Below are 22,491 nucleotides of genomic sequence, written 5' to 3'. Positions count from 1 at the left end.
AAGGCGGTACGGTAGGGCGTGAAGGATGCGGCTACGCGGTCCGAGGAGGGAGCCACCGATGATTCTGCTCCGTCGCCTGCTGGGTGACGTGCTGCGTCGGCAGCGCCAGCGCCAAGGCCGTACTCTGCGCGAAGTCTCCTCGTCCGCCCGGGTCTCGCTCGGTTATCTGTCCGAGGTGGAGCGGGGGCAGAAGGAGGCATCCTCCGAGCTGCTCTCCGCGATTTGCGACGCGCTTGACGTACGGATGTCCGAGCTCATGCGGGAAGTGAGCGATGAGCTCTCGCTCGCCGAGCTGGCCGAGTCGGCAGCTGCCAGTGATCCGGTCCCAGTACCGGTTCGTCCCATGCTCAACTCCGTCTCCGTCTCGTCGGTCGCAGGTGTGCCGTCGGGCCGGGTGACCATCAAGGCGCCCGCGGAAGCGGTGGACGTCGTCGCCGCCTGATCCACGCGGCACTGTGCTCGACCGGAGTCCCGGTCGGCCCCGATCGGGGCCGACCGGGACTTCTGCGTGTGCGGGCCGAGGCATCCGGGCGACGGGTCGGTCATGTGTGAGCCGTCGGTCAGTGGGCACACGGAGGACGAGGCCCACATGACCGTTTTGCTTCATATGTGCCATCGTGGGTGATGCACCGAGACGGTCAGTGAAGCGGCTGATGGATGGGAGTAGCGCACATGTCTGTGGTCAGGAGCACGTTGTCCGAAGGTGATCTCAAGGTCGTGGGAACAGCGCTTCAAGGCGCTCTGGTCGACCTCGTCGACCTCTCCCTGGTGGCCAAGCAGGTCCACTGGAACGTGGTCGGTCCGCGCTTCCGCTCCGTGCATCTTCAGCTCGACGACGTCGTCGTCACGGCCCGTCAGCACTCCGACACGGTCGCCGAGCGCGCCTCCGCGGTCGGAGTGAATCCGGACGGACGCTCCGGCACGGTCTCCAAGGAGACCGCCATCGCGTCCGTGCCCGAGGGCTGGATCAAGGACACCGACGCCGTGCGGATCCTGGTGGACGCGCTGGGCGTGGTCGTCGGCCGGATGCGGGAGCGCATCGGGGTGACCGACGAGCCGGACCCCGTCACCCAGGACCTGCTGATCGCGCTGACGGCGGATCTCGAGAAGCACGCCTGGATGTTCCAGGCGGAAAGCGCCTGACAGGCGCCCGACGGACGTCCGAGTGAAAGGGAGCGGCATCGTGAGTGGTGACAGCGCCATGGACAAGCTCAAGGGCAAGGGCAAGGAAGCGGTCGGCAAGCTGACCGGCGACCACCGCAAGGAGGCCGAGGGCAAGACCGATCAGGCCAAGGGCCGGGCCAAGGACGCGGTGGACGAGGCCGGCGACCGTGCGAAGGGCGTCAAGGACTCCCTCCGCAGGGATGACGAAGGCTAGTCCCGCGGTCGCCGAGGCTCCTGCGAGCCTTGTGCATCCCGCACGCCCGGTGCCGTGCGCGCCCCGCGCGATCGGCCCCCCGGGGTTCGAGTGCCCCCGCCGTTTCGGCGGGGGCGCTCCCGTGCGGGTGGCTCCTCGCCCGGACGTTCTGGATGCACCGCCGGGGCCGGCAGGGGAAACTGCCGGAAAGGACGTCGGCCGCAGGAGGCAGCGATGAGACGGCGATGGGTGCCGGCGCTGGTCCTCGGCGGACTGTGGTGGTGGGCGGTGCTCCGGCTGGTGCTCCATCCGGAGCAGGCGGGGCTGGTGGAGGGGGCGGTCGCGGCGGGCGGCTGGGGGCTGAGCCTGTTGCCGGTCCATGTCGCGTCGGTGGTGCCGATGGGCCCGTCGGCGTGGCGGCGGACAGATCCCGGGCCCGGGGCCGGGGGCGGCCGGGGGCGGTCGGCCGGGGCGCTCACCAGGGCATGGCGACGCCGCCGTTCGGCCGGAGGATCTGACCGGTCATGAAGGCCGAGGCGTCCGAGGCCAGGTGCAGCACGGTATGGGCGACATCCTCGGGTTCGCCGACCCGGCCCAGCGGGGAGATCCGGGCCATCGTCGCCTCCGCCCGGTGCTGACCTGCGGCATCGTGCCGGTCGGTCATCGGTGTGCGGATCCAGCCGGGCGCGACGGCGTTCACCCGTATGGCGTGGGGGCCCAGCTCGGTGGCGAGCGTCCGGGTGAGCTGCACCACGGCGGCCTTCGCGACGCTGTAGCAGAGCAGGCCGGCGCTCGCGGAGTCCACGGCACCGGATGCCATCGTGATCAGCGACCCGGGTGCGGAGCGGGCCGTCATGGAGCGGGCCACTTCCTGGCAGGCGTACAGCACCCCTTTGAAATTGACCGCCAGCACCCGGTCCAGGTCCTCGTCCGCCGTCTCCAGCACGCTGCTGGTGTGCATGATCCCGGCCACGGCGACCAGGACGTCGAGATGCCCGGCCGCGCCGACGGCGGCCCGGACCTGGGCGCGGTCGGTCACGTCGAGGGGGTGGGTCCGGGCGCTGCCGCCCGCGCCGGTGATCAGGTCGTAGGTACGGCGCAGGCCCGTCTCGTCGCGGTCCGCGCAGTGCACCGTGGCTCCGGCCTCCGCGAGCAGCAGGGCGCTCGCCCGCCCGATGCCGCTCGCCGCACCGGTGACGAACGCGGCGCGGCCCGTGAGGTCGTACGCGGAGAGAGCCATGCCCGGACCGTACGACCGTATCTGACGGGTCGTCAACTAAGGGCTGTCCCGTAATCCCTGGTGGATCAGCGCGCGGCGTCAGATGCGGTGCATCGCAAGGCGGAGGGACGTCCGCATACTGGATGTATTCGGGCGTTCCGACAACGCGGCGAGGTGCCGTAGCTGTCGTCGTGCGCCCGCCAGGGATTGCGGGACAGCCCTCAGGGGGTCGGTCCTGATTGGCAGCCGGGGCACCAGTAGGTGGGCCGGTCGTCCTGGTCGGCGAGACGGATGGGTGTGCCACAGCGCAGACAGGGGCGGCGGGCCCGCCCGTAGACGTACAGCCGTTCCTGTACGCGGACGGGCGGCCGGGTGCGGGGGCCGGTGGGGCGCCGGACCGGGCCCGGGGCGGGGGAGGGGCCCGGGGCGACCGGCGGGGTGACGGCCTCGGTGCTCGGCCCGGCCGCCTCGGCGGGGCCGCGCGGCGGGGTGCGGAGTTCAGATCTGATGGTGGTGGTGCGGGTGGGGCGGTCGCGGTTGGCGTGCAGCAGCCGCTCGGCCAGTGTGACGAGCAGGGGGAGCGCGCCGTCGGGGAGGGCGCCCACGGGGAGCCAGGGGGTGACGCGGGCCAGGAAGCACAGCTCGCACTTGTAGACATTGCCGATGCCCGCCAGATTGCGCTGGTCCAGGAGCGCCTCGCCGAGGGGGCGCTCCGGCGCAACGAGCAGCCGGTCCAGGGCGAGGCCGGCATCCCAGTCGGGGCCCAGCAGATCAGGGCCCAGATGGCCCACGGCCCGGCTCTCCTCGCCGGTGCGCAGCAGTTCCAGCACGGGGAGCCGGTAGCCGACCGCGGTGTGTCCCGCGTTGGCGAGGATCGCGCGGATCTGGTGCCCCGGGCCGCCCCGCCAGCGTTCCTGCGGTGCGTACACCCGCCAGGCCCCGTCCATCCGGAGATGGCTGTGCAGGGTCAGACCGCCCTCGATCCGGGTCAGCAGGTGCTTGCCGCGCGCGGTGACGTCCAGGACGGCGCGGCCGGTGAGGTCGGCGGTGGCGAAGCGGGGGACGCGCAGGTCCGACCGGGTCAGCACCTGACCCGCCAGCGCCTCGTGCAACCGGGTCGCGGTCTGCAGGACGGTGTCTCCTTCGGGCATGCCTCCATGATGGGCGCGCCGAGGGGCTCGTGCGTCGGCCCGCGCCCGCCGAGGCGCCGGGGCGTGGTCCGGGCGACCCGGATCAGGCGCGCAGGCGCAGGCCGCGCGGAGTGGCGAGGAACCCGGCCGCCTCCAGTGTCCGGCCCAGCGGCGAGGTGAGGGAGGAGACGCCGTTCGTCCGCTCCACCGTCACCGTCCCCAGGGCGCCGGCACGGGCCGAGGCGGCCAGGGCCTCGGCCGCCGCTCGCAGGGCCGGGGCCTCGGGATCGGACGGCCAGGCCAGGAGGGTCTTGCCGCCGCGCTCCATGTAGAGCGTCAGCTCGCCGTCGACGAGGACCACCAGCGCCCCGGCCTTGCGGCCCGGTTTGTGTCCGGCGCCGTCCGGGGACTCGGGCCACGGCAGGGCCGCGCCGTACGCATTGGCCGGGTCGGCGGCGGCGAGCACCAGGGCCTGGGGGGCGGTGTCCGGATCCCGGCGGTCCCGCGCCGTGGAAGCCGCCCGCAGACGGTCCACCGCGCCGTCCATCGCGAACTGGGCGGCCCCCAGCCCTTCGACCACATAGCCACGCCGTGCCTGCCCGTTGTCCTCGAAGGCGGCCAGGATGCGGTACGTCGCGGAGAAGCCGCCCTCCACCCCCTCGGCCTGCACCGCGCCGCGGGTCACGACGCCGTGCCGGTCGAGGAGGGTCCGGGCCAGGGCGTGCGCACGGTGGGTCGGTTCCGGCTCCGCCGGGGGCAGCAGGGACCACCGGCCGGAGACCGTCGGCGGGCCGGTGCGGGACGCGGGACGGGCGGCGGCGGTGAGCGAGCCGTAGCGCCCGCGCGGGACGCTGCGCCGGGAGCGGTGGGCCGTCGATCCCGCCGTCCTCCCGGAGCCCAGGAGCGAACGCAGCGGGGCCAGGGTGTCGTTGGTCAGTCGCCCGGACCAGGCCAGGTCCCACAGGGCGTCGGCCAGCTGCTGGTCCGTGCAGTCCGGGTGGGTGGTGGCCCGGACCTGGTCGGCGATCTGGCGGAAGAAGAGGCCGTATCCGCCGGAGAGCGTGGTGAGCGCGGACTCGTGGAGCGCCGACAGCTCCAGCGGGTGCGGGGGAGGCAGGAGCAGCGGCGCACTGTCGGCGAGGTGCAGGGAGACCCAGCCGTCCTTGCCGGGCAGCGCCCCCGCCCCGGCCCAGACGACCTCGCCGGTGGTCGTCAGCTCGTCGAGCATCGCCGGGGTGTACCCGAGGACCCGGCTCGGCAGGATCAGCTTCTCCAGCGCCGACGCGGGAACGGGCGCGCCCTGGAGCTGTTCGACGGCGCGGGCGAGCCCGTCGATGCCCCGCAGGTTGTTGGAGCCGAAGTGCTGCCACTGGGGGAGGAAGGAGGCGAGGGCCGCGGGCGGCACCGGCTCCAGCTCCTGGCGGAGCGCCGCCAGCGAGCGGCGGCGGAGCCGGCGCAGCACCGTGGCGTCGCACCATTCCTGGCCGATGCCCGCCGGGTGGAATTCGCCCTGGACGGTCCTGCCGGAGGCCGACAGCCGTTGCAGTGCGCCGTCGGTGACGGCGGTGCCGAGTCCGAAGCGCTCGGCGGCTCTGGCGGCGGTGAACGGGCCGTGCGTCCGCGCGAAGCGGGCGAGGAGGTCGCCGAGCGGGTCCTTCACCGGCTCGGTGAACGCCTCGGGCACCCCGACGGGCAGCGCGGTCCCCAGGGCGTCGCGCAACCGGCCCGCGTCCTCGATCGCCGCCCAGTGATCGGCGCCGGCGATCCGGACCTGGATCGCCCGGCGGGCCGACGCCAGCTCCCGCGCCCAGGACGGCTCCGCGCCCCGCTCGGCCAGCTCGGCGTCGGTGAGCGGACCGAGCACGCGCAGCAGGTCGGCGACCCCCTCGACGTCCTTGATCCGCCGGTCCTCGGTGAGCCACTGGAGCTCCCGCTCCAGCTCGGTGAGGACCTCGGGGTCGAGCAGTTCGCGCAGCTCCGCCTGGCCCAGCAGCTCGGCGAGGAGATGGGAGTCCAGGGAGAGGGCTGCGGCGCGCCGCTCGGCGAGCGGTGAGTCGCCCTCGTACAGGAACTGGGCGACATAACCGAAGAGGAGCGAGCGGGCGAACGGCGAGGGCTCCTGGGTGGTCACCTCGACCAGCCGGACCCGGCGGGCCTCCAGATCACCCATGAGTTCGGTGAGCCCGGGGACGTCGAACACGTCCTGGAGGCATTCGCGGACCGCTTCCAGGACGATCGGGAACGAGCCGAACTCCGAGGCGACCTGGAGCAACTGGGAGGCCCGCTGGCGCTGCTGCCAGAGCGGTGTGCGCTTGCCGGGCGAGCGCCGGGGCAGCAGGAGGGCGCGCGCGGCGCACTCCCGGAACCGGGCGGCGAACAGAGCGGATCCGCCCACCTGGTCGGTGACGATCTGCTGGACCTCGCCCTGGTCGAAGACGACGTCGGCGGCCGCCACCGGGGGCTGGTCGCTGTCGTGGGCCGCGGCCCCCGGAGCCGGTGTGCCGCTCCCGGTGTCCGGGGTCTGCGGGGCGTCGAAGTCGAGCAGGTCCAGGCCCATCATGTCCGCGTCGGGCAGCCGCAGCACGATGCCGTCGTCCGCGTGCATGACCTGGGCGTCCATGCCGTAGCGCTCACCGAGGCGGGCGGAGAGCGCGAGCGCCCAGGGGGCGTGCACCTGGGCGCCGAAGGGGGAGTGCACGACGACCCGCCAGTCGCCCAGCTCGTCCCGGAACCGCTCGACCAGGATCGTCCGGTCGTCCGGCACATGGCCGCAGGCCCGGCGCTGCTCGTCCAGGTAGGCCAGGATGTTGTCCGCCGCCCAGGCGTCCAGCCCGGCGGCGAGCAGGCGCAGCCTGGCGTCCTCGTCGGACAGGCCGCCGATCTCACGGAGGAAGGCCCCCAGGGCGCGGCCCAGCTCCAGCGGGCGGCCCAGCTGATCGCCCTTCCAGAACGGCAGCCGGCCCGGAACGCCCGGGGCGGGCGAGACGAGGACCCGGTCCCGGGTGATGTCCTCGATCCGCCAGGACGTGGTGCCCAGGGTGAAGACATCGCCGACGCGGGACTCGTAGACCATCTCCTCGTCCAGCTCGCCGACCCGGCCGCCCCCCTTCTTCGGGTCGGCTCCGGCCAGGAAGACCCCGAAGAGCCCGCGGTCCGGAATGGTGCCGCCCGAGGTGACGGCGAGCCGCTGCGCGCCGGGGCGGCCCGTGACCGTGCCCCCGATCCGGTCCCACACGACCCGGGGGCGCAACTCCGCGAAGGCGTCGGAGGGATAGCGCCCGGCGAGCATGTCGAGCACGGCGGTGAACGCCGACTCGGGGAGCGAGGCGAACGGGGCGGCCCGCCTGACCAGGGCCAGCAGGTCATCGGCCTGCCAGCTGTCCAGGGCCACCATGGCGACCAGCTGCTGGGCCAGCACGTCCAGGGGGTTGGACGGGATGCGCAGCGCCTCGATGGCCCCTTCGCGCATCCGCTCCGTGACCACGGCGGCCTGCACCAGATCGCCGCGGTACTTCGGGAAGACCACCCCGGTGGAGACCGCGCCCACCTGGTGCCCGGCCCGGCCCACCCGCTGGAGGCCGGAGGCGACGGAGGGCGGGGACTCGACCTGGATGACCAGGTCGACCGCGCCCATGTCGATGCCGAGCTCCAGGCTGGAGGTGGCGACCACGGCGGGCAGCCGGCCCGCCTTGAGGTCCTCTTCGACCTGGGCCCGCTGTTCCTTGGACACCGAGCCGTGGTGTGCGCGGGCCAGCAGGGCGGGGGCGCCCCTGCCCGCCCCGGACTGGGCCATGATCTCCGCGGGGGCGTGGGCTTCCGGGAGCGCGGGGGCCGGGTCGTCGGGGTCGAACGCGGTGCCGGTCGCCCGCTCGTACGCGATCTCGTTCAGCCGGTTGCACAGCCGCTCCGCCAGCCGCCGGGAGTTGGCGAAGACGATGGTGGAGCGGTGCGACTGGACCAGATCGGCGATGCGCTCCTCGACATGGGGCCAGATCGAGGGCTTGTCCGCCTGGCCGGAGTCGCCGTCCGTGGCGGGGGAGCCTCCGAGCTCGCCCAGATCCTCGACCGGGACGACGACCGAGAGGTCGAACTCCTTGGTGGACCGGGGCTGGACGATCTCCACCTTGCGCTGCGGCGACAGGAAGCGGGCCACCTCGTCGACCGGCCGGACCGTCGCGGACAGGCCGATGCGCCGGGCGGGGCGGGGCAGCAGCTCGTCGAGACGCTCCAGGGACAGGGCGAGATGGGCGCCGCGCTTCGTCCCGGCGACCGCGTGCACCTCGTCGAGGATCACCGTCTCGACGCCGGCCAGCGCGTCCCGGGCGGACGACGTCAGCATCAGGAACAGCGACTCGGGCGTGGTGATCAGGATGTCCGGCGGTCTGGTCACCAGGGAGCGCCGCTCGGCGGGCGGGGTGTCTCCGGACCGGATGCCGACCCGCACCTCCGGCTCCGGCAGGCCCAGGCGCACCGACTCCTGGCGGATGCCGGTCAGCGGTGAGCGGAGATTGCGCTCGACGTCGACCGCGAGGGCCTTGAGCGGGGACACATACAGCACCCGGCAGCGCTTCTTGGCCTCGGCGGGCGGCGGCTCGGCCGCCAGCCGGTCCAGCGAGGCGAGGAACGCGGCCAGCGTCTTACCGGAACCTGTCGGCGCGACGACCAGAACATCGCTGCCCTCGCCGATGGCCCGCCAGGCACCCTCCTGCGCCGCGGTGGGCGCGCTGAAGGCCCCGGCGAACCAACTGCGGGTCGCGGGCGAGAACGCGTCGAGCGCGGATCCGGTCATGTCCCCCATCGTGCACCCCGCCACTGACAACCGGCCGAAGACACCGCCCGCAGCGGTCCGCTCACCCGTGGCACGCGGCCGGGACCTGCGAGAATGGGCCCATGGCGGGAGCGGGCGGCAGCGAGGAATGGGCGCGGCACTGGCAGTACGCCGCGCTGCCCGACCTCGACCTGCTGCGCGCCCGGTACGTCCGCCACACCTTCCCCCGGCACAGCCACGAGGGCTACGTCTTCGGAGCGGTCACCGGCGGGGTGGAGGACGTGGGGCTGCCGGGCGGCACGGTCCACGCGGTCCCCGGAACCGTCGTCATGATCAACCCGGAGGTGCCGCACACCGCCCGCTCCGGGGCGCCCGAGGGCTGGGCGTACGCCACGCTCTACCCGTCGTCCCGGGTCGTCAACGACATCGCGGCCGAGGTGACGTCCCTGCGCGGCACGGTCGGCTTCGCCGAGACCCGGGTGACCGACCCCCACGCCTCCCGGCTGATCACGGAGGTGCACCGGGCCGCGGAGGAGGGCAACGCACTGGCGGCGGACAGCCTGCTGCGGATCCTCGTCGCCCGGTTGCTCAGCCGCCACGGCAGCCCGCTGCCCGGCCTGACCGCGAACGCCGGGAGTACGCGCAACGCCGTGCGCGCCCGCGCGGTGCTGGAGGACCGCATGGCCGCCCCTCCGACGCTGGAGATGCTCGCCGCGGAGCTGGGCACCGGATCGTTCGCGCTGCTGCGGGCCTTCAAGAAGGCGTACGACATGCCGCCGCACACCTGGCTCACCGACGCCCGGGTGCGCAGGGCCCGCCGCATGCTCGACGCCGGTGTCACCCCCGCCGAGGCCGCGACCGCCGTCGGCTTCACGGACCAGCCGCACCTCAACCGGCACTTCACCCGGATCGTGGGTGTGCCGCCCGGCGCATATCAGCGCGAGCGTGGAGTGCTCCGGCCCGGCCGGTGAGGGGTGCAGGAACAGACGGGTAAGGGTGCAAGAACGTACAAGACCGGGCCCGAACGATCCGCGTAGCGTACGGGGCGTGCCAGAACAGACAGCATCCCCAGAGAGCACCGGCGCGACCGGTGCCCCAGCCGCCGGGCCGCCCGGTACGGCGACCCAGGCTCGACCCGCCAAGCCGGACGCGGCCGTCGTCCGCGACGCGCTCGGCGTCGGCATCGCCGTAGGGCTCTCCGGCTTCGCCTTCGGCGTCACCTCCGCCGGCTCCGGCCTCACCCTGCTGCAGACCTGCGCCCTGAGTCTGCTCGTCTTCACCGGCGCCTCGCAGTTCGCCCTGGTCGGGGCGCTGGCCGCGGGTGGCAACCCCTACACCGCGGCGGCCGGGGCGTTCTTCCTCGGCGTCCGGAACGCGTTCTACGGGCTGCGGCTCTCGCAACTGCTCGCTCTGCCGCGCGCGGTACGGCCCTTCGCCGCCCACTGGGTCATCGACGAGACGACCGCGGTCGCCCTGTCCCAGCCCACCCGGCGGGCCGCGCGCATCGGCTTCACCGTCACCGGAGCCACCCTGTACGGGCTGTGGAACCTCACCACCCTGGTGGGCGTCCTGGGCGCCGAGGCGCTGGGCGACACCGATGCGTGGGGCCTGGACGCGGCTAGTCCCGCGGTGTTCCTCGCGCTGCTCGCGCCGATGCTCAAGAGCACCACCGAACGCCTCACGGCGGGGCTGGCCGTCCTGCTGGCCCTGACGCTGCTGCCCGTTCTGCCGGCGGGCGTCCCCGTCCTGCTGTCGGCGCTCGCGGCGCCCGTCGTTCTCTTCCTCATGGGACGGGCGAAGCGGGGACCGGACACCAAGGACGGCGTGGCGACCCGGCCGAAGAAGGGGGAGCGGCACTCATGAACGTCTGGATTGCCATCGGACTGACCGTGGCGGGCTGCTACCTGGCCAAACTCCTGGGCCTGCTGGTGCCCGCGGGCATGCTGGAGCGACCGCTCGTCCAGCGGATGTCCGCCCTGCTGCCGGTGGCGCTGCTGGCGGCTCTCACCGCGCAGCAGACCTTCGGCGACGGCCAGCAACTCGTCCTCGACGCGCGTGCCGCCGGTCTCGGGGCCGCTGCGCTCGCCCTGGCCCTGCGTGCCCCCTTCCTGGTCGTCGTCGGCGGGGGTGTCCTCGTCACGGCGTGCGTACGCGCGCTGGCCTGAGAGCCGGGCGCCTGGAAGGAAGCCGGGAAGACCCGCGGTCAGCCGAGCGGGCGACCGTAGGAACGGAGCGTCCCCAGAGCCCGGAGCGTCACCAGGGGCCGTCCTTCCAGCGCGGTTCCCGGGGCCCACTGGCGCCAGGTCACGGGCCAGCCGCCGTCGTCCCGCTGCTCGGCGGCGAGATGGTCGAGCGAGCGCTCCAGCTCCTCGTCCGTGAACCAGCGGCGGGCCAGGGACCCGGGCGTACGGGCGTAGTCGTGCGGGAAGTGGTGCTCGCCCGGTGCGTAGCCCGTCGCCACCGGGTACTCCGCCCGCCGGGAGGGATCGAGCACCACCAGCCGCTGTTCGCGCACCAGACGGCCGAGCCGGTCGGCGACCGCCTCGGCGCGGGCCCGGTCCGGGGCACCGTCCAGGAAGGCGACGGCGGCCTCGACCTCGTAGGGATGGGACTGCTCCAGCGCCTCGACGGCACTCCAGCAGAAGTCCGTCGCCCGGAACAGCCAGGCGTGCCACACCTGATTGCCGTGCAGCAGACCGACGACCGGGCCGGTCGCGAGCAGCTCCGCCGGCGGGTCGTCCACGATCGGGATGAACGGCGCCGCGGGATAGCCGCGCTGTGTGGGAAGCAGAGCGGGTAACGCGCCTTCCTTGGTCGATACATCGGTCAGATAGCGGCAGATCCGTTCAACACGCTGTCCGTCGCAGCGGCCGATCGAATCAAGAACGCTCAGCGCGTGGGCGGTGTGCAGCGGTTGGCTGACCGGACCCCGGAGATCGGGCTCCAGCGCGTGACCGTAGCCGCCGTCCTCGTTCAGATAGGCGTTCAGGGCCGTCTCGACGACGTCGGGATCTCCGCCCAGGAAGTCATGGGCGAACCTCCGCTGTTCCAGGACACGGGCCGTGAGCCAGATGAACTGCTCGGCGCGGGCGAGGGTGTTTGCTCCGGTTCCAGCCATGGACCGACCGTAGAGGGGAAAGGCGGCCCGCACATGACCTGCGGACCGGCTGCACTCTCAGGAGCGGGATACTGGTGGCATGCGGTTGACGATTTTCTGGGAGCGGATGGCCGACCACTTCGGTGCGACGTACGCGGACTCCTTCGCCCGTGACCATGTGATGGCCGAACTCGGCGGCCGCACGGTGCACCAGGCCCTGGACGCGGGCTGGGACGCCAAGGACATCTGGCGCGGCGTCTGCGTGGCCATGGACGTCCCGAGGGACAAGCGCTGAACCCCGTGCCCGTCCAGGCGGAGGGGCACGGAACCCCTCGCGAGGTCCGGAGGGCAGGGGGCTGAACCCCGCCGGAGCCCGATCCGGGCCGGAGCGGATCCGGAACCGTCGGCTCGGGGCGGGGGACCGGCGGTCATCGGCATAAGCCAGACTTGTCCCGTGTCATCGACAGACGAGACCGTCCCGGTCCAGCCGTCCGCCTCCCCGCCCGCCCCGCCGGTCGCACCTCCCGTGCCGCCGTCCGGCGCCGGCGGGCTCCGCATGCCCGGCTGGCTGCCGCGCGCGATGGTGCTGGCCCTGGCGCTCTACGCCTGCTTCCAGCTCAGCAGCTGGGCGTTCGACCAGCTCATCGGGTTGCTGACGAACGTGCTGATCGCGTTCTTCCTCGCGCTCGCCATCGAACCCGCGGTCGACCGGATGGCGCGCCGCGGCATCCGCCGCGGGCTGGCCACGTTCCTCGTCTTCCTCGGCCTGATGATCTTCGGCATCGGATTCGTGGTGCTGCTGGGATCGATGCTCGCGGGCCAGATCGTCGACATGGTCGACGAGTTCCCCAAGTACATCGACTCGGTGATCAACTGGGTCAACCAGACCTTCCGCACCGAACTCTCCCGGGTCGAGGTCCAGGACAGCCTGCTGCACTCCGACTGGCTGCAGAAGTACGTCCAGAACAGCGCCACCGGAGTGCTCGACGTCTCCACCACGGTCCTCGGCGGACTGTTCCGGCTGCTGACGATCTTCCTGTTCTCCTTCTACTTCGCGGCCGACGGCCCCCGGCTGCGCCGCGCCCTGTGCTCCGTCCTGCCGCCGGCCCGGCAGACCGAGGTGCTGCGCGCCTGGGAGATCGCGGTCGACAAGACCGGCGGGTACATCTACTCGCGCGGCCTGATGGCGTTGATCTCCGGCGCCGCGCACTACATCCTGCTGGTGATCCTCGGGGTGCCCTACGCCCCGGCACTGGCGGTCTGGGTCGGACTCGTCTCGCAGTTCATCCCCACCATCGGCACCTATCTCGCGGGCGCCCTGCCCATGCTGATCGCCTTCACGGTCGACCCCTGGTACGCGGTGTGGGTGCTCGGCTTCGTCGTGATCTACCAACAGTTCGAGAACTATGTGCTCCAGCCCAAGCTGACCGCGAAGACCGTCGACATCCACCCCGCGGTCGCGTTCGGGTCGGTCATCGCCGGCACGGCCCTGCTCGGCGCGGTCGGCGCGCTGGTGGCCATCCCCGCCGTCGCCACGCTCCAGGCGTTCCTCGGCGCCTATGTGAAGCGGTACGACGTCACCGACGACCCGCGCGTGCACGGGGGAAGCAGCCGCGCGCCCAGGAGGCCGCTGCCGTCACGGATACGGCGCCTGGTGAACGGGCCCCGCGCCGCCGGCCCCGGGGAGGCGGAGGGCACATCGGACGGGTCGCTTCAGCGGTAGCCCGTCACATCGGCCGGCAGGCCCGGGTCCTGGACCTCGGTCAGATACCGCCAGGCGTCGGGCCGGCTCCCGTCCACATCGGTGAAGCCGTACACCTGGGCGAGCTGCCCGCTGGAGAGCGACCTGCCGTTCCAACGGGCCACCTCGGGGTCGCCGGCGAGGGCGGCCACGGCCCGGCCGACGTACGCGGGGGACTCGGAGATCGCGAAGTGGGGCGCGTGGGCGACGGCGTCGGACCAGGTGGCCTCGGTGACCCCATGGGCCTGGAGCATGGCCTCGGACCGGAGCCAGCCCGGGGTGAGCGCCACGGCCGTCGCCCGGTGCGGTGCGAGTTCATGGCCGAGGGCGAAGGCCATCCGGTTCACCGCGGCCTTGGCCAGGTCGTAGAAGAACGAGACCCGGTAGTTGGACGCGTTGTACTCGTCCGTTCCGTCGGTCATCTCGACGACCAGGCCGCCCGGTGTCTCGATCAGCAGGGGCAGCGCGAAGTGACTGGTGATGGCATGGGTGTCGACGGCCAGCCGCAGCGTGTGCAGCCCGGTGTCGAGCGACGACTCCCACACCGGCTTGTCCCACTCGATCTCGGCGCCCCAGATGTCGTTCACCAGGACGTGCAGGGCCCCCTGCTCGCTCGCGATGCGGGCCACGAGCGCGCTGACCCGGTCGGGAACCAGATGGTCGACCTGGACGGCGATGCCCCGTCCGCCCGCCGCGTCGACCAGGGCGGCGGTCTCCTCGATCGTTTCGGGCCGGTCCATCTCGGAGCGCTCGGACCCGCTCGTGCGACCGGTCACGTACACGGTCGCCCCGGCGGCGCCTAGCTGGACGGCGATCCCCCGGCCGGCCCCGCGGGTGCCTCCGGCGACGAGGGCCACCCGGCCGGCCAGATCAGGTCCGGCAGTCTGCTCGCCGTCGGGCGCTCCGGGCTGCGTCATCACTCCCATACCGACCGAATATAGGGCGATGTATCAGGGAATGTCGTATCGCGTGAGGGCCTTGGCGGTCGATTCGCCGCTGCGCTGGGCGTAGATCATCCGCTCGCGCACCTCCCGGAGGGTGCGGGGCCGGTACCCGGGGCCGCCGCAGCAGCTCTTGTGGAAGCCGACGCCGGCGTTCAGCAGTACGGCGAGGGTCCGCCATGCCGAGACGTCCCGTCGGCGAGGCGCGGCGAACGCCGACCCCGCGTGAATCATCGGCTCCGCGCAGCGCGGACAGGCCCGCGGCCTCGTGGGGCCGTAGGGCTGCTTGTACGAGCTCCGGCACGGCAGGCAGACGTACGAGGTCTTGGCAGGGGGCATGCGCCGATCCTAGGGATCGCGCCGTGGGCCGGCCAGCGGTTTCCGACCGGGAGGCGTGTGGGCCGCAGGCGGGTCGCGGCGGACCGATGTCCCCCGTACGGGACCGCGTGGTGCGCTTGACACCAAAATCGAACATCCATTCTGATGGAATTCCGGCCGGGTTTTTCCGGGCCCGACTGTGGAGTTGTCCACAGGCCGGGAGGACGTCGAGGCCCATTGTCAGTGGCAGGGGTTAGCGTCTGTGACGTGAAGCGATCGACTCAAGCAAATCGGGTGGAACCCATGGCAGGAACCGACCGCGAGAAGGCGTTGGACGCCGCACTCGCACAGATTGAACGACAGTTCGGCAAGGGCGCGGTGATGCGCCTCGGTGAGCGGCCGAACGAGCCCATCGAGGTCATCCCCACGGGATCGACCGCGCTGGATGTGGCGCTCGGCGTCGGCGGTCTGCCGCGTGGCCGTGTGGTGGAGGTGTACGGGCCGGAGTCCTCCGGCAAGACGACGCTGACGCTGCACGCCGTGGCGAACGCGCAGAAGCTCGGCGGCTCGGTGGCGTTCATCGACGCCGAGCACGCGCTGGACCCGGAGTACGCGAAGAAGCTCGGCGTCGACATCGACAACCTCATCCTGTCCCAGCCGGACAACGGTGAGCAGGCGCTGGAGATCGTCGACATGCTGGTGCGCTCCGGCGCCCTGGACCTGATCGTCATCGACTCCGTGGCGGCCCTGGTGCCCCGCGCCGAGATCGAGGGCGAGATGGGCGACTCCCACGTCGGTCTGCAGGCCCGTCTGATGAGCCAGGCGCTCCGCAAGATCACCAGTGCGCTCAACCAGTCCAAGACCACCGCGATCTTCATCAACCAGCTGCGCGAGAAGATCGGCGTGATGTTCGGCTCCCCGGAGACCACCACCGGTGGCCGGGCGCTGAAGTTCTACGCCTCGGTGCGCCTGGACATCCGGCGTATCGAGACGCTGAAGGACGGGACCGACGCGGTCGGCAACCGCACCCGCGTCAAGGTCGTCAAGAACAAGGTCGCGCCGCCGTTCAAGCAGGCGGAGTTCGACATCCTCTACGGCCAGGGCATCAGCCGCGAGGGCGGCCTGATCGACATGGGCGTGGACCACGGCTTCGTCCGCAAGGCCGGCGCCTGGTACACGTACGAGGGCGACCAGCTCGGCCAGGGCAAGGAGAACGCCCGCAACTTCCTCAAGGACAACCCCGACCTCGCCAACGAGATCGAGCGGAAGATCCTCGAGAAGCTGGGCGTCGGAGTCCGTCCGGACGCCGAAGTGGGCGAGCCTGCCGCGGACGCCGGGGCGACAGCGGCTGCGGCGCCTGCGGCCGACGGGGCGGCGAAGCCGGCGACCACTGCGGCCGCCAAGGCCAAGCCGGCCAAGACCGCGGCGGCCAAGAGCTAGACCGTGACGCGTCGTACGGAATGGTCGGACGGCCCTGCCGAGCCCGGCGGCTTCGAACCCGGACCTGAATCCGGCTACGGACCCGCCGACTCGTCCGCCTCCGAGCCGGGGGCGGAGGCCGGGACGCGGTCCGGGCGCCGCTCACGCGGCCGGGCGGACGGCGGGAGCGGATTCGGCGAAGGGGCGGGCCGCCGTGCCCGCTCCGGCAGAAGCAGCGGCTCCCCCTCCTCGTCGAGGGCCGGGGCGGGGGAGCCGCGTGACCCGGTCGAGCAGGCGCGCAACATCTGCCTGCGCCTGCTCACCGGGACGCCGCGAACGCGCAAGCAGCTCGCGGACGCCCTGCGCAAGCGGGAGATCCCCGACGAGGCCGCGGAGGAAGTGCTCGCACGTTTCGAGGACGTCGGGCTGATCGACGACGCGGCGTTCGCCGGGGCATGGGTGGAGTCCCGGCACCACGGCCGGGGGCTGGCGCGCCGCGCCCTCGTCCGGGAGCTGCGGACGAAGGGCGTGGACTCCGCCGTGATCGACGAGGCGGTCGGGCAGCTCGACACGGATCAGGAGGAGGAGACGGCACGCGAGCTCGTGGCGCGCAAACTCCGCTCCACGCGGGGCCTGGACCGCGACAAGCGGCTGCGCCGTCTGGCGGGGATGCTCGCACGCAAGGGATACGGGGAGGGCATGGCCCTGCGGGTGGTGCGTCAGGCGTTGGAGGAGGAGGGCGAGGACACGGAGGGCCTGGACGAGCCTTTCTGAAGTCGGGACGAGCCCGGTGAGTCGAGGGCTCCGGCATCTGCTGCCCGGTGTGGTCCGGCGTCTTGTGGAGCGGCCGGGGGAGCGGCGGTCAGCGCCCGGAGGTCAGGGTCCGATGGCCCCGGTCCCTGTCACTGTCCGGCCAGGGACGCGCGGCGGATCGTGGCGTCGACGAGGGCCAGGGCGTCCGTTGCGGTGCGGCCGGGATGGCGGTTCCAGGGGCCGATCAGCCCCGGCCACCCCTGCGCGCGCAGCTCCGTGATCAACCAGGCGCCGGCCCGGTCCACGGTGTCGAGGGAGCCGTAGCCGAGGCGGTGTGCGGAGATCAGGGCGCCGCAGAGGCAGCGTGCGCCCCGGATGTTCCGCAGCCGGTACGGAGTGTTCTGCCAGCCCCACTCGACCAGGATCTGCCGTGCGTAACCGAGGTGGGTCGAGGGCCGCAGGTCGCCCTGCCCGACCCGCCGCCACAGGTGGACGCGGTCGGGCAGCATCGCACCCAGCCGACCGGGCAGGGGACGCTCGTGCGGGGATGCCGCGGGCAGTGACCGCAGGGTGTCGTCGACCAGTCGGTCCACGGGCACGGACAGCAGATCCCGCCAGTCGGAAGGCTCTGCGGGAGAGGGCCGTGCGAGCGCGGGCTCCCTCGGTGTCGCCGGGGTGAGCGCGGGCTCGGGGGTGGTGTGCTCCCAGCCGGTGACGATCTGCTGCCACGCCTGGGTGTCGTGCAGTCGCGAGGCCTGGCCGTCGAGCTGTTCGGGGGTGAGGACAGCGATCACCATGAATGCGTCATCTCCGTACATTTCGGTCCTCTGTGTGAGGCGAATGTCGGTCACGCACGGCGATTGCTCTAGTGGAACGTGGCGTTCGGGTGTGTGGGCAGGCGTCGGAGAACGGCTGGACGTCGAGATCATGGGGGGCCGGTGACCTGACACCCGACGTCAGGTCACCGGCCTCAGGCCGCGGCAGGCATCAAAGCCTCAAGGCCTCAAGGCCTCATGCCTCGGACGCAGAGGCGACCGGGAGTCCCGCGGCGCGCCACGCCTGGAAGCCGCCGATCAGGTCGGTGGCCCGGTGCAGTCCCAGCTGTCGCAGCGAGGCGACCGCGAGGCTGGAGGCGTATCCCTCGTTGCAGATGACCACGACGTGGAGGTCATGGCCGACCGCCTCGGCGGCGCGGTGGCTGCCTCGGGGGTCGAGCCGCCATTCCAGCTCGTTGCGTTCGACGACCAGCGCGCCCGGGATCAGCCCGTCCCGGTCGCGGAGCGCCGCGTACCGGATGTCCACCAACAGGGCCCCGGACTCCGCCGCCGCGGCAGCCTCGAGCGGGCCGATCCGGTCGTAGCCGGACCTGACCCGCTCCAGCAGTTCGTCGATGCCCACGGGCGGCGGGTCGTCCGTCACGGCCTCGCTCCGGTTCCTGCTCGGGTCCTCGCTCACTGCCAGTCCTCCGGGCTCTCGGTCTGCTCCAGCCGGAGCACCGGGCCGGTGCGGCTGAACCGGCGGATCCGCGGCAGAGGCGGGTAGTAGGCGTGGACGGAGACGGCGTGCACGCCCTCGGACTCGTTGAGGACCTCATGGACGTGGTGCTGCCCGAAGGCCCTGCCCTGACCGGTCGTCAACTCTCTCGACCGGTCCACCCCCTCCGTCAGCTCCAGCGTCCGCCAGCCGTCGGTGGGCAGCCGCACGGCCAGCGAGTGCTCCTTGAGGGCGCCGGCCGCCGTGGTGAACGCGCCGAACGAGTCGGCGTGGTCGTGCCAGCCCGTGCCGGTGCCCGGCGGCCAGCCGATCAGCCAGGCCTCGCTGCCGCCCGGACCGTCGAGCCGGATCCAGGTGCGGCCCTCCGGATCGAGGGGGAGCGAGGCGATGAGCGCCTCGTCCCGGGCCGTACGGCGGACGAAGTCCAGCAGCTCCGCGACCGTCGGCGCGGCGGAGGACGGAGCGGAGACCCCGGCCACGGGGGCGGCGGGGGAGGGAACGGAAGCAGCCGTGGGCACGGCGGAGTGAGGGAAAGACACGAGGACCGTCCTGAGAGTTCGCGCGGGGCTCCGGCCGTGCGGAAAGCGGCACGGACCGGCAGAGGGAGGCGATTCAGCAGGACGGGCGACACACGCAGCCCGCGTAACGGACGAGGTCCATATGGACCCTCCGCCACAGGCGCACATCGGTGTCGGTCATGATCTGGAGTACACCATGTGCGCCCGTGGCGGTCAATTGATCCCGGCGGTCCCGTCGGCGTGGACCCGGGCCCGGGGCCGCTGCTCGCGCCCCGCGCCCTGCTCGCCCCCGCGCTCCGTCGGCTCCACGGGCTCCCGCTCACCGCCGGGCGCACCGCCCAGCGCGGCCCGTGCCGCGGTGAACAGCTCCGCGGGCCGTACGCCGCCGAAGGCCGCCACCAGATGCCCGTCCGGCCTGACCAGCAGGACGGTATGGGCCGAGGCCCCCGGGTAGCTCTCGGTGACCAGCAGCTCCGTCGTACCGGGGAGCGCCGCCACGGCCTCGGTGAGGCGGGGCATCACGCCCGCGGTCTGCCAGTGCCGCCGGTCCCAGACGCCGGTCCCCGGCGCGACCAGGACCACCAGCGGATGACCCTGCCCGAGCCGCTCCCGCAGCCGCGCCGTCGTTCCGTCCGGCGCGGTCACCGTCACATCGGCTACCGGCGCACCGGGGGGCGTACCGACCGCGGTGTGCGCCTCCGCGTGTGGCGGTGCAAGGGGGGAGTGCGAGTACGAGGGCGGCGCACCGAGTGCTCCGCAGCCCAGATGACCGTCGGAGAGCAGGGTGTCGTGTCCGCGTGCGGAGCCCGGGACCAGGGTCCGCAGGCCGCCTCCGCCGCGCAGTATCGGCAGCGACTGGTCGGCGGCGCGCAGCCGGGCGGCCACCGCTGCCCGGCGCTCGGCCTGGTAGCTGTCGAGCAGCCGGTCGGCGGGGCCGTGGTGCCAGGCGTGGGCCAGCTTCCAGGCGAGGTTCTCGGCGTCCCGGAGGCCCTCGTCGAGCCCCTGCGTGCCCAGCGCGCCCAGCAGGTGCGCCGCGTCCCCCGCCAGGAAGGAGCGCTGCTTGCGCCAGCGCCGGGCGAGCCGGTGGTGGAGCGTGTGGACGCCGGTGTCCAGCAGTTCGTACGCCGGGGTCTCGCCGCACCAGCCGGCCAAGGTGTCCCGGATACGGGCGATCAGGGCTTCGGGGGTGACCAGCTCACCGCCCGCCGGCAGGAGCCAGTCCAGCCGCCAGACGCCGTCCGGCAGCGGCCGGGCGGAGACCTCGGCCCCGCCGGTCCGCCAGGGGGGCTGCCGGTGCAGGACGGCCTGGTCGGGCCAGGGCAGTTCGGCCCGGAGGGCGGCGACGGCGTGCCGCTCCACCGCCGTACGGCCGGGGAATCTGATGTCCAGCAGCTTGCGCACGGTCGACCGGGCGCCGTCGCAGCCGACCAGATAACTCCCGCGCCACCAGGTCGATCCCGGCCCCCTGGTGTGCACGGTGATGCCGTCGGGGTCCTGCTCCAGCGTGTCGATCCGGCTCACCGGCACCAGCTGGATCAGCGGCGCCCGGTCCACCGCCGCCCGCAGGGCAGCGCTCAGAGCGTGCTGCGGAAGATGGAGCGGCGCGGGAAGCAGCCCGGGGAGCGGGGCCCCGTCCTCATCCGTCCGGCCCTCGCCCAGCGGGACGTTCCGGACCAGCTGCTTCCGGCGCATCGAGCGCCAGCCCGCCCAGCGAAGACCGACGCGGTCCAGCTCCCGGCAGCCCAGGCGGCCCACCAGGTCGGCGGTGTCCTCGCGCAGCACGACCGTGCGGGCGGGACGGGGCTCCTCCGCGCCGGGGCCCTCGTCGAGGACCACCGAGGGGACGCCCTGGGCGGCGAGGGCCAGTGACAGCGTCAGGCCGACGGGCCCGGCGCCGACGACGATCACCGGGTCCACGGCGCGTACCCTCCGGCCCGTACGGTCATGCGGAGCGTGGCTGGGGAAGCCGGGTGCGTGATCACAGAACGTATGCAACCCACTGGTGGTGCTTGCGTCAAGTGACCGAGGCAGCGACGCGTGCGCCGCTGCCTCGAATGCTCCTGCCGGGAACGTCCCGGGGAGGTCAGTCCTTCGTCACCCCGGCCCCACCGGCACCGTCGGCCGTCGAGCCCGCGCCCCCTGCGCCCCCCGCGTCGGGGGCCGTCATGGCCTCCACCGTGGGGATGCCGGCGGCCGGGGCGCCGGGCGCCACCTTGATGCCGGTCTTGGCGCGGCGGCCGCGCTTCTCGATCCACGTCGCCAGTGCCGAGAGCAGCAGGCACATGGTGATGTAGATCGTGCCGATGACGGCGATCGTCGAGACGTACGGGTACTGGCCGTTCACCTGGGTGTTGGAGGCGATCAGACGCGCGGTCTGCAGCAGCTCCGGGTACAGGATGATGAACCCGAGCGAGGTGTCCTTGAGGGTCACCACGAGCTGACCGATGATCGTCGGCAGCATGGACCGGACGGCCTGCGGCATCAGGACGCTGACCATGACCTGCGTCTTGCTCATGCCGAGCGCGTACGCCGCTTCGCTCTGTCCCTTGGGCACCGAGTTGATGCCGGCCCGCAGCACCTCGGCCTGGACGCAGCCGTTGTAGACGGACAGGCCCGCCGCCAGCGCCCACATCGAGTAGTCGGTGAGGAAGCCGACCCAGATGGCGTAGATGGTGATCAGGAGCGGGAGCGAGCGGAACAACTCGATGAAGGTGGTCGCCGCCCAGCGCACCGGCTTGTGGTCGGAGAGCCGGCCCACCACCAGGAGCACACCGAGGACGAGCGAGCCGATCGCGGCCAGCCCGAACGCCTTGAGCGTGGCGACCAGGGCGTCGGCGATGTTCTGCCGGATCCCCGTGTAGTTGAAGATGTCCCACATCTCGGGGGCGAGGTGCCCCTTGTCGGCGAGCCGCACGATGCTGACGGCGATCAGCGCCGCGATGGCGAGCGTGCCGACGACGGCGTAGATCCGGTTGCGGACGACGGCCTTGGGACCCGGGGCGTCGTAGAGAACGCTGGCGCTCATCGGGCGACCTCCATGCGACGCTCCAGCAGCCGGAAGAGGCCGCTGATGGTAAAGGTGACGACCAGATAGCCGAGGGCCACCCAGATGAAGACGGGGACGATGTCGTAGCCCTTGTCGCTCATCAGCTTCTGCCAGCCGAACAGCTCGGCGACGCTGAAGGCGCCGGCGATCGCGGAGTTCTTGGTCAGCGCGATGATGATGCTGCTCAGCGGCGGGATCACGGTCCGGGTCGCCTGGGGGAGCACCACGATCTGGAGCGTCTGCGCGAACGTCATGCCGATCGAGCGCGCGGCCTCGGCCTGTCCCAGCGGCACGGTGTTGATGCCGGAGCGGACGGCTTCGCACACGAAGGAGGAGGTGTAGAAACCGAGCGCCAGCGAGCCGAGCACGAACGGGCTCATCCCCGGGAAGAGGATCTCGGGCACGACGAAGAAGAAGATCAGGAAGAGCAGCGTCAGAGGGGTGTTGCGCATGAGCGTCACCCAGGCGGTGCCGAAGTACCGCAGCGGCGGCACCGGCGAGACGCGGAATCCGGCGATGACGACACCGAGGACCAGGGCGATAACCGAGCTGATGGCGGTGATCGACACGGTTCCTATGAAGCCGTCGCGGAACTCTGGAAAATTGTCGAGCAGTACGTTCATGAGGTCTCCGCGTCGGCGGTCAGCGGCATCAGGGCAGGGGAAGGGGCGCCCCGTACGGCCGCCGTAC

At 72.5% G+C, this 22,491-nt stretch carries 24 protein-coding genes; 11 read left to right on the top strand and 13 right to left on the bottom strand.

The features are described 5' to 3' along the window. The first annotated feature begins 58 nt into the window (after positions 1-58). The 4 genes from ACH4UK_RS35025 (at position 59) to ACH4UK_RS35010 (ending at position 1,885) form a co-directional block, all read left to right on the top strand. Positions 59-442, top strand: a complete 384-nt coding sequence (locus ACH4UK_RS35025) for a helix-turn-helix domain-containing protein (RefSeq protein ID WP_003965837.1) — start codon at positions 59-61, stop codon at positions 440-442. 230 nt (positions 443-672) lie between these two features. Next, positions 673-1,143: a Dps family protein gene (locus tag ACH4UK_RS35020; protein ID WP_398362995.1), complete on the top strand. Its 471-nt coding sequence runs from the start codon at positions 673-675 to the stop codon at positions 1,141-1,143. Positions 1,144-1,201: 58 nt separating this feature from the next. Next, positions 1,202-1,378, top strand: coding sequence for a CsbD family protein (locus ACH4UK_RS35015; protein WP_398363025.1), 177 nt, complete (start codon positions 1,202-1,204; stop codon positions 1,376-1,378). A 213-nt stretch (positions 1,379-1,591) separates the two neighbouring features. Further along, positions 1,592-1,885, top strand: a complete 294-nt coding sequence (locus ACH4UK_RS35010; protein WP_398362993.1) for a hypothetical protein — start codon at positions 1,592-1,594, stop codon at positions 1,883-1,885. On the opposite strand, the gene ACH4UK_RS35005 is transcribed toward ACH4UK_RS35010, so the two are convergent. From ACH4UK_RS35005 to ACH4UK_RS34995, 3 genes are all read right to left on the bottom strand, one after another. Next, positions 1,833-2,597 (bottom strand): SDR family NAD(P)-dependent oxidoreductase, encoded by a 765-nt coding sequence (locus ACH4UK_RS35005; protein WP_398362991.1) that lies wholly within the window; start codon positions 2,595-2,597, stop codon positions 1,833-1,835. The two genes, ACH4UK_RS35010 and ACH4UK_RS35005, sit on opposite strands and share 53 nt — an antisense overlap. A 200-nt stretch (positions 2,598-2,797) precedes the next feature. Continuing rightward, positions 2,798-3,727, bottom strand: coding sequence for an Fpg/Nei family DNA glycosylase (locus ACH4UK_RS35000; RefSeq protein WP_398362989.1), 930 nt, complete (start codon positions 3,725-3,727; stop codon positions 2,798-2,800). Between the two features lie 82 nt (positions 3,728-3,809). Further along, the gene (locus ACH4UK_RS34995) at positions 3,810-8,495 is read right to left on the bottom strand and encodes a DEAD/DEAH box helicase (RefSeq protein WP_398362988.1); all 4,686 of its coding nucleotides are present in this window, start codon (positions 8,493-8,495) and stop codon (positions 3,810-3,812) included. 101 nt (positions 8,496-8,596) lie between these two features. On the opposite strand from ACH4UK_RS34995, the gene ACH4UK_RS34990 reads away from it, so the two are divergent. The 3 genes from ACH4UK_RS34990 (at position 8,597) to ACH4UK_RS34980 (ending at position 10,639) form a co-directional block, all read left to right on the top strand. Continuing rightward, on the top strand, positions 8,597-9,445 hold the full coding sequence (locus ACH4UK_RS34990) for an AraC family transcriptional regulator (protein WP_398362986.1): 849 nt from the start codon (positions 8,597-8,599) through the stop codon (positions 9,443-9,445). Between the two features lie 76 nt (positions 9,446-9,521). After that, positions 9,522-10,337 (top strand): AzlC family ABC transporter permease, encoded by an 816-nt coding sequence (locus tag ACH4UK_RS34985; protein WP_398362985.1) that lies wholly within the window; start codon positions 9,522-9,524, stop codon positions 10,335-10,337. Continuing rightward, positions 10,334-10,639, top strand: a complete 306-nt coding sequence (locus tag ACH4UK_RS34980; protein ID WP_398362983.1) for an AzlD domain-containing protein — start codon at positions 10,334-10,336, stop codon at positions 10,637-10,639. The genes ACH4UK_RS34985 and ACH4UK_RS34980 overlap by 4 nt, the downstream gene beginning before the upstream one ends. A 38-nt stretch (positions 10,640-10,677) precedes the next feature. Here the strand turns inward: ACH4UK_RS34980 and ACH4UK_RS34975 are convergent, their stop codons facing one another. After that, a complete protein-coding gene (locus ACH4UK_RS34975) occupies positions 10,678-11,592 on the bottom strand; it encodes a hypothetical protein (RefSeq protein WP_398362981.1) in 915 nt (304 codons plus the stop codon). A 79-nt stretch (positions 11,593-11,671) separates the two neighbouring features. On the opposite strand from ACH4UK_RS34975, the gene ACH4UK_RS34970 reads away from it, so the two are divergent. Continuing rightward, positions 11,672-11,866, top strand: a complete 195-nt coding sequence (locus ACH4UK_RS34970; RefSeq protein ID WP_398362980.1) for a DUF3046 domain-containing protein — start codon at positions 11,672-11,674, stop codon at positions 11,864-11,866. A 261-nt stretch (positions 11,867-12,127) separates the two neighbouring features. Continuing rightward, positions 12,128-13,294 (top strand): AI-2E family transporter, encoded by a 1,167-nt coding sequence (locus ACH4UK_RS34965; RefSeq protein WP_398363024.1) that lies wholly within the window; start codon positions 12,128-12,130, stop codon positions 13,292-13,294. On the opposite strand, the gene ACH4UK_RS34960 is transcribed toward ACH4UK_RS34965, so the two are convergent. After that, positions 13,285-14,169, bottom strand: a complete 885-nt coding sequence (locus tag ACH4UK_RS34960) for an SDR family oxidoreductase (protein WP_398363022.1) — start codon at positions 14,167-14,169, stop codon at positions 13,285-13,287. The two genes, ACH4UK_RS34965 and ACH4UK_RS34960, sit on opposite strands and share 10 nt — an antisense overlap. A gap of 93 nt (positions 14,170-14,262) precedes the next feature. Next, on the bottom strand, positions 14,263-14,592 hold the full coding sequence (locus ACH4UK_RS34955; protein WP_398362978.1) for a deoxyxylulose-5-phosphate synthase: 330 nt from the start codon (positions 14,590-14,592) through the stop codon (positions 14,263-14,265). A gap of 282 nt (positions 14,593-14,874) precedes the next feature. Here ACH4UK_RS34955 and recA point away from each other — a divergent pair, with 282 nt between their 5' ends. Together recA and recX are read left to right on the top strand one after the other, a co-directional pair. Then, the gene (gene recA, locus ACH4UK_RS34950) at positions 14,875-16,011 is read left to right on the top strand and encodes a recombinase RecA (protein WP_398362976.1); all 1,137 of its coding nucleotides are present in this window, start codon (positions 14,875-14,877) and stop codon (positions 16,009-16,011) included. 3 nt (positions 16,012-16,014) lie between these two features. Continuing rightward, complete coding sequence (gene recX / locus ACH4UK_RS34945) at positions 16,015-16,764, top strand: recombination regulator RecX (RefSeq protein ID WP_398362974.1); 750 nt, start codon at positions 16,015-16,017, stop codon at positions 16,762-16,764. Between the two features lie 128 nt (positions 16,765-16,892). Here recX and ACH4UK_RS34940 read toward each other — a convergent pair whose 3' ends face one another. The 7 genes from ACH4UK_RS34940 to ACH4UK_RS34910 form a co-directional block, all read right to left on the bottom strand. Beyond that, a complete protein-coding gene (locus tag ACH4UK_RS34940) occupies positions 16,893-17,540 on the bottom strand; it encodes a hypothetical protein (RefSeq protein WP_398362972.1) in 648 nt (215 codons plus the stop codon). 214 nt (positions 17,541-17,754) lie between these two features. Beyond that, positions 17,755-18,198, bottom strand: coding sequence for a rhodanese-like domain-containing protein (locus tag ACH4UK_RS34935; RefSeq protein ID WP_398362970.1), 444 nt, complete (start codon positions 18,196-18,198; stop codon positions 17,755-17,757). After that, on the bottom strand, positions 18,195-18,776 hold the full coding sequence (locus ACH4UK_RS34930; protein ID WP_398362969.1) for a cysteine dioxygenase: 582 nt from the start codon (positions 18,774-18,776) through the stop codon (positions 18,195-18,197). Before ACH4UK_RS34930 ends, ACH4UK_RS34935 begins: the two co-directional genes overlap by 4 nt. 73 nt (positions 18,777-18,849) lie before the next feature. Then, positions 18,850-18,936: a putative leader peptide gene (locus ACH4UK_RS34925; RefSeq protein WP_311605579.1), complete on the bottom strand. Its 87-nt coding sequence runs from the start codon at positions 18,934-18,936 to the stop codon at positions 18,850-18,852. Between the two features lie 32 nt (positions 18,937-18,968). Then, a complete protein-coding gene (locus ACH4UK_RS34920; protein ID WP_398362967.1) occupies positions 18,969-20,672 on the bottom strand; it encodes an FAD-dependent monooxygenase in 1,704 nt (567 codons plus the stop codon). A 166-nt stretch (positions 20,673-20,838) separates the two neighbouring features. Beyond that, positions 20,839-21,780, bottom strand: a complete 942-nt coding sequence (locus tag ACH4UK_RS34915) for an amino acid ABC transporter permease (protein WP_398362965.1) — start codon at positions 21,778-21,780, stop codon at positions 20,839-20,841. Then, positions 21,777-22,424 carry an amino acid ABC transporter permease gene (locus tag ACH4UK_RS34910; protein ID WP_398362963.1) on the bottom strand — a complete coding sequence of 216 codons (648 nt, stop codon included), beginning with the start codon at positions 22,422-22,424 and terminating at the stop codon, positions 21,777-21,779. The genes ACH4UK_RS34915 and ACH4UK_RS34910 overlap by 4 nt, the downstream gene beginning before the upstream one ends. Positions 22,425-22,491 lie beyond the last annotated feature (67 nt).

The organism is Streptomyces sp. NPDC020884 (genome assembly GCF_044333935.1).
In the GTDB taxonomy this organism is placed as follows: domain Bacteria; phylum Actinomycetota; class Actinomycetes; order Streptomycetales; family Streptomycetaceae; genus Streptomyces.
This window is presented reverse-complemented; position numbering and strand designations above follow the sequence as displayed.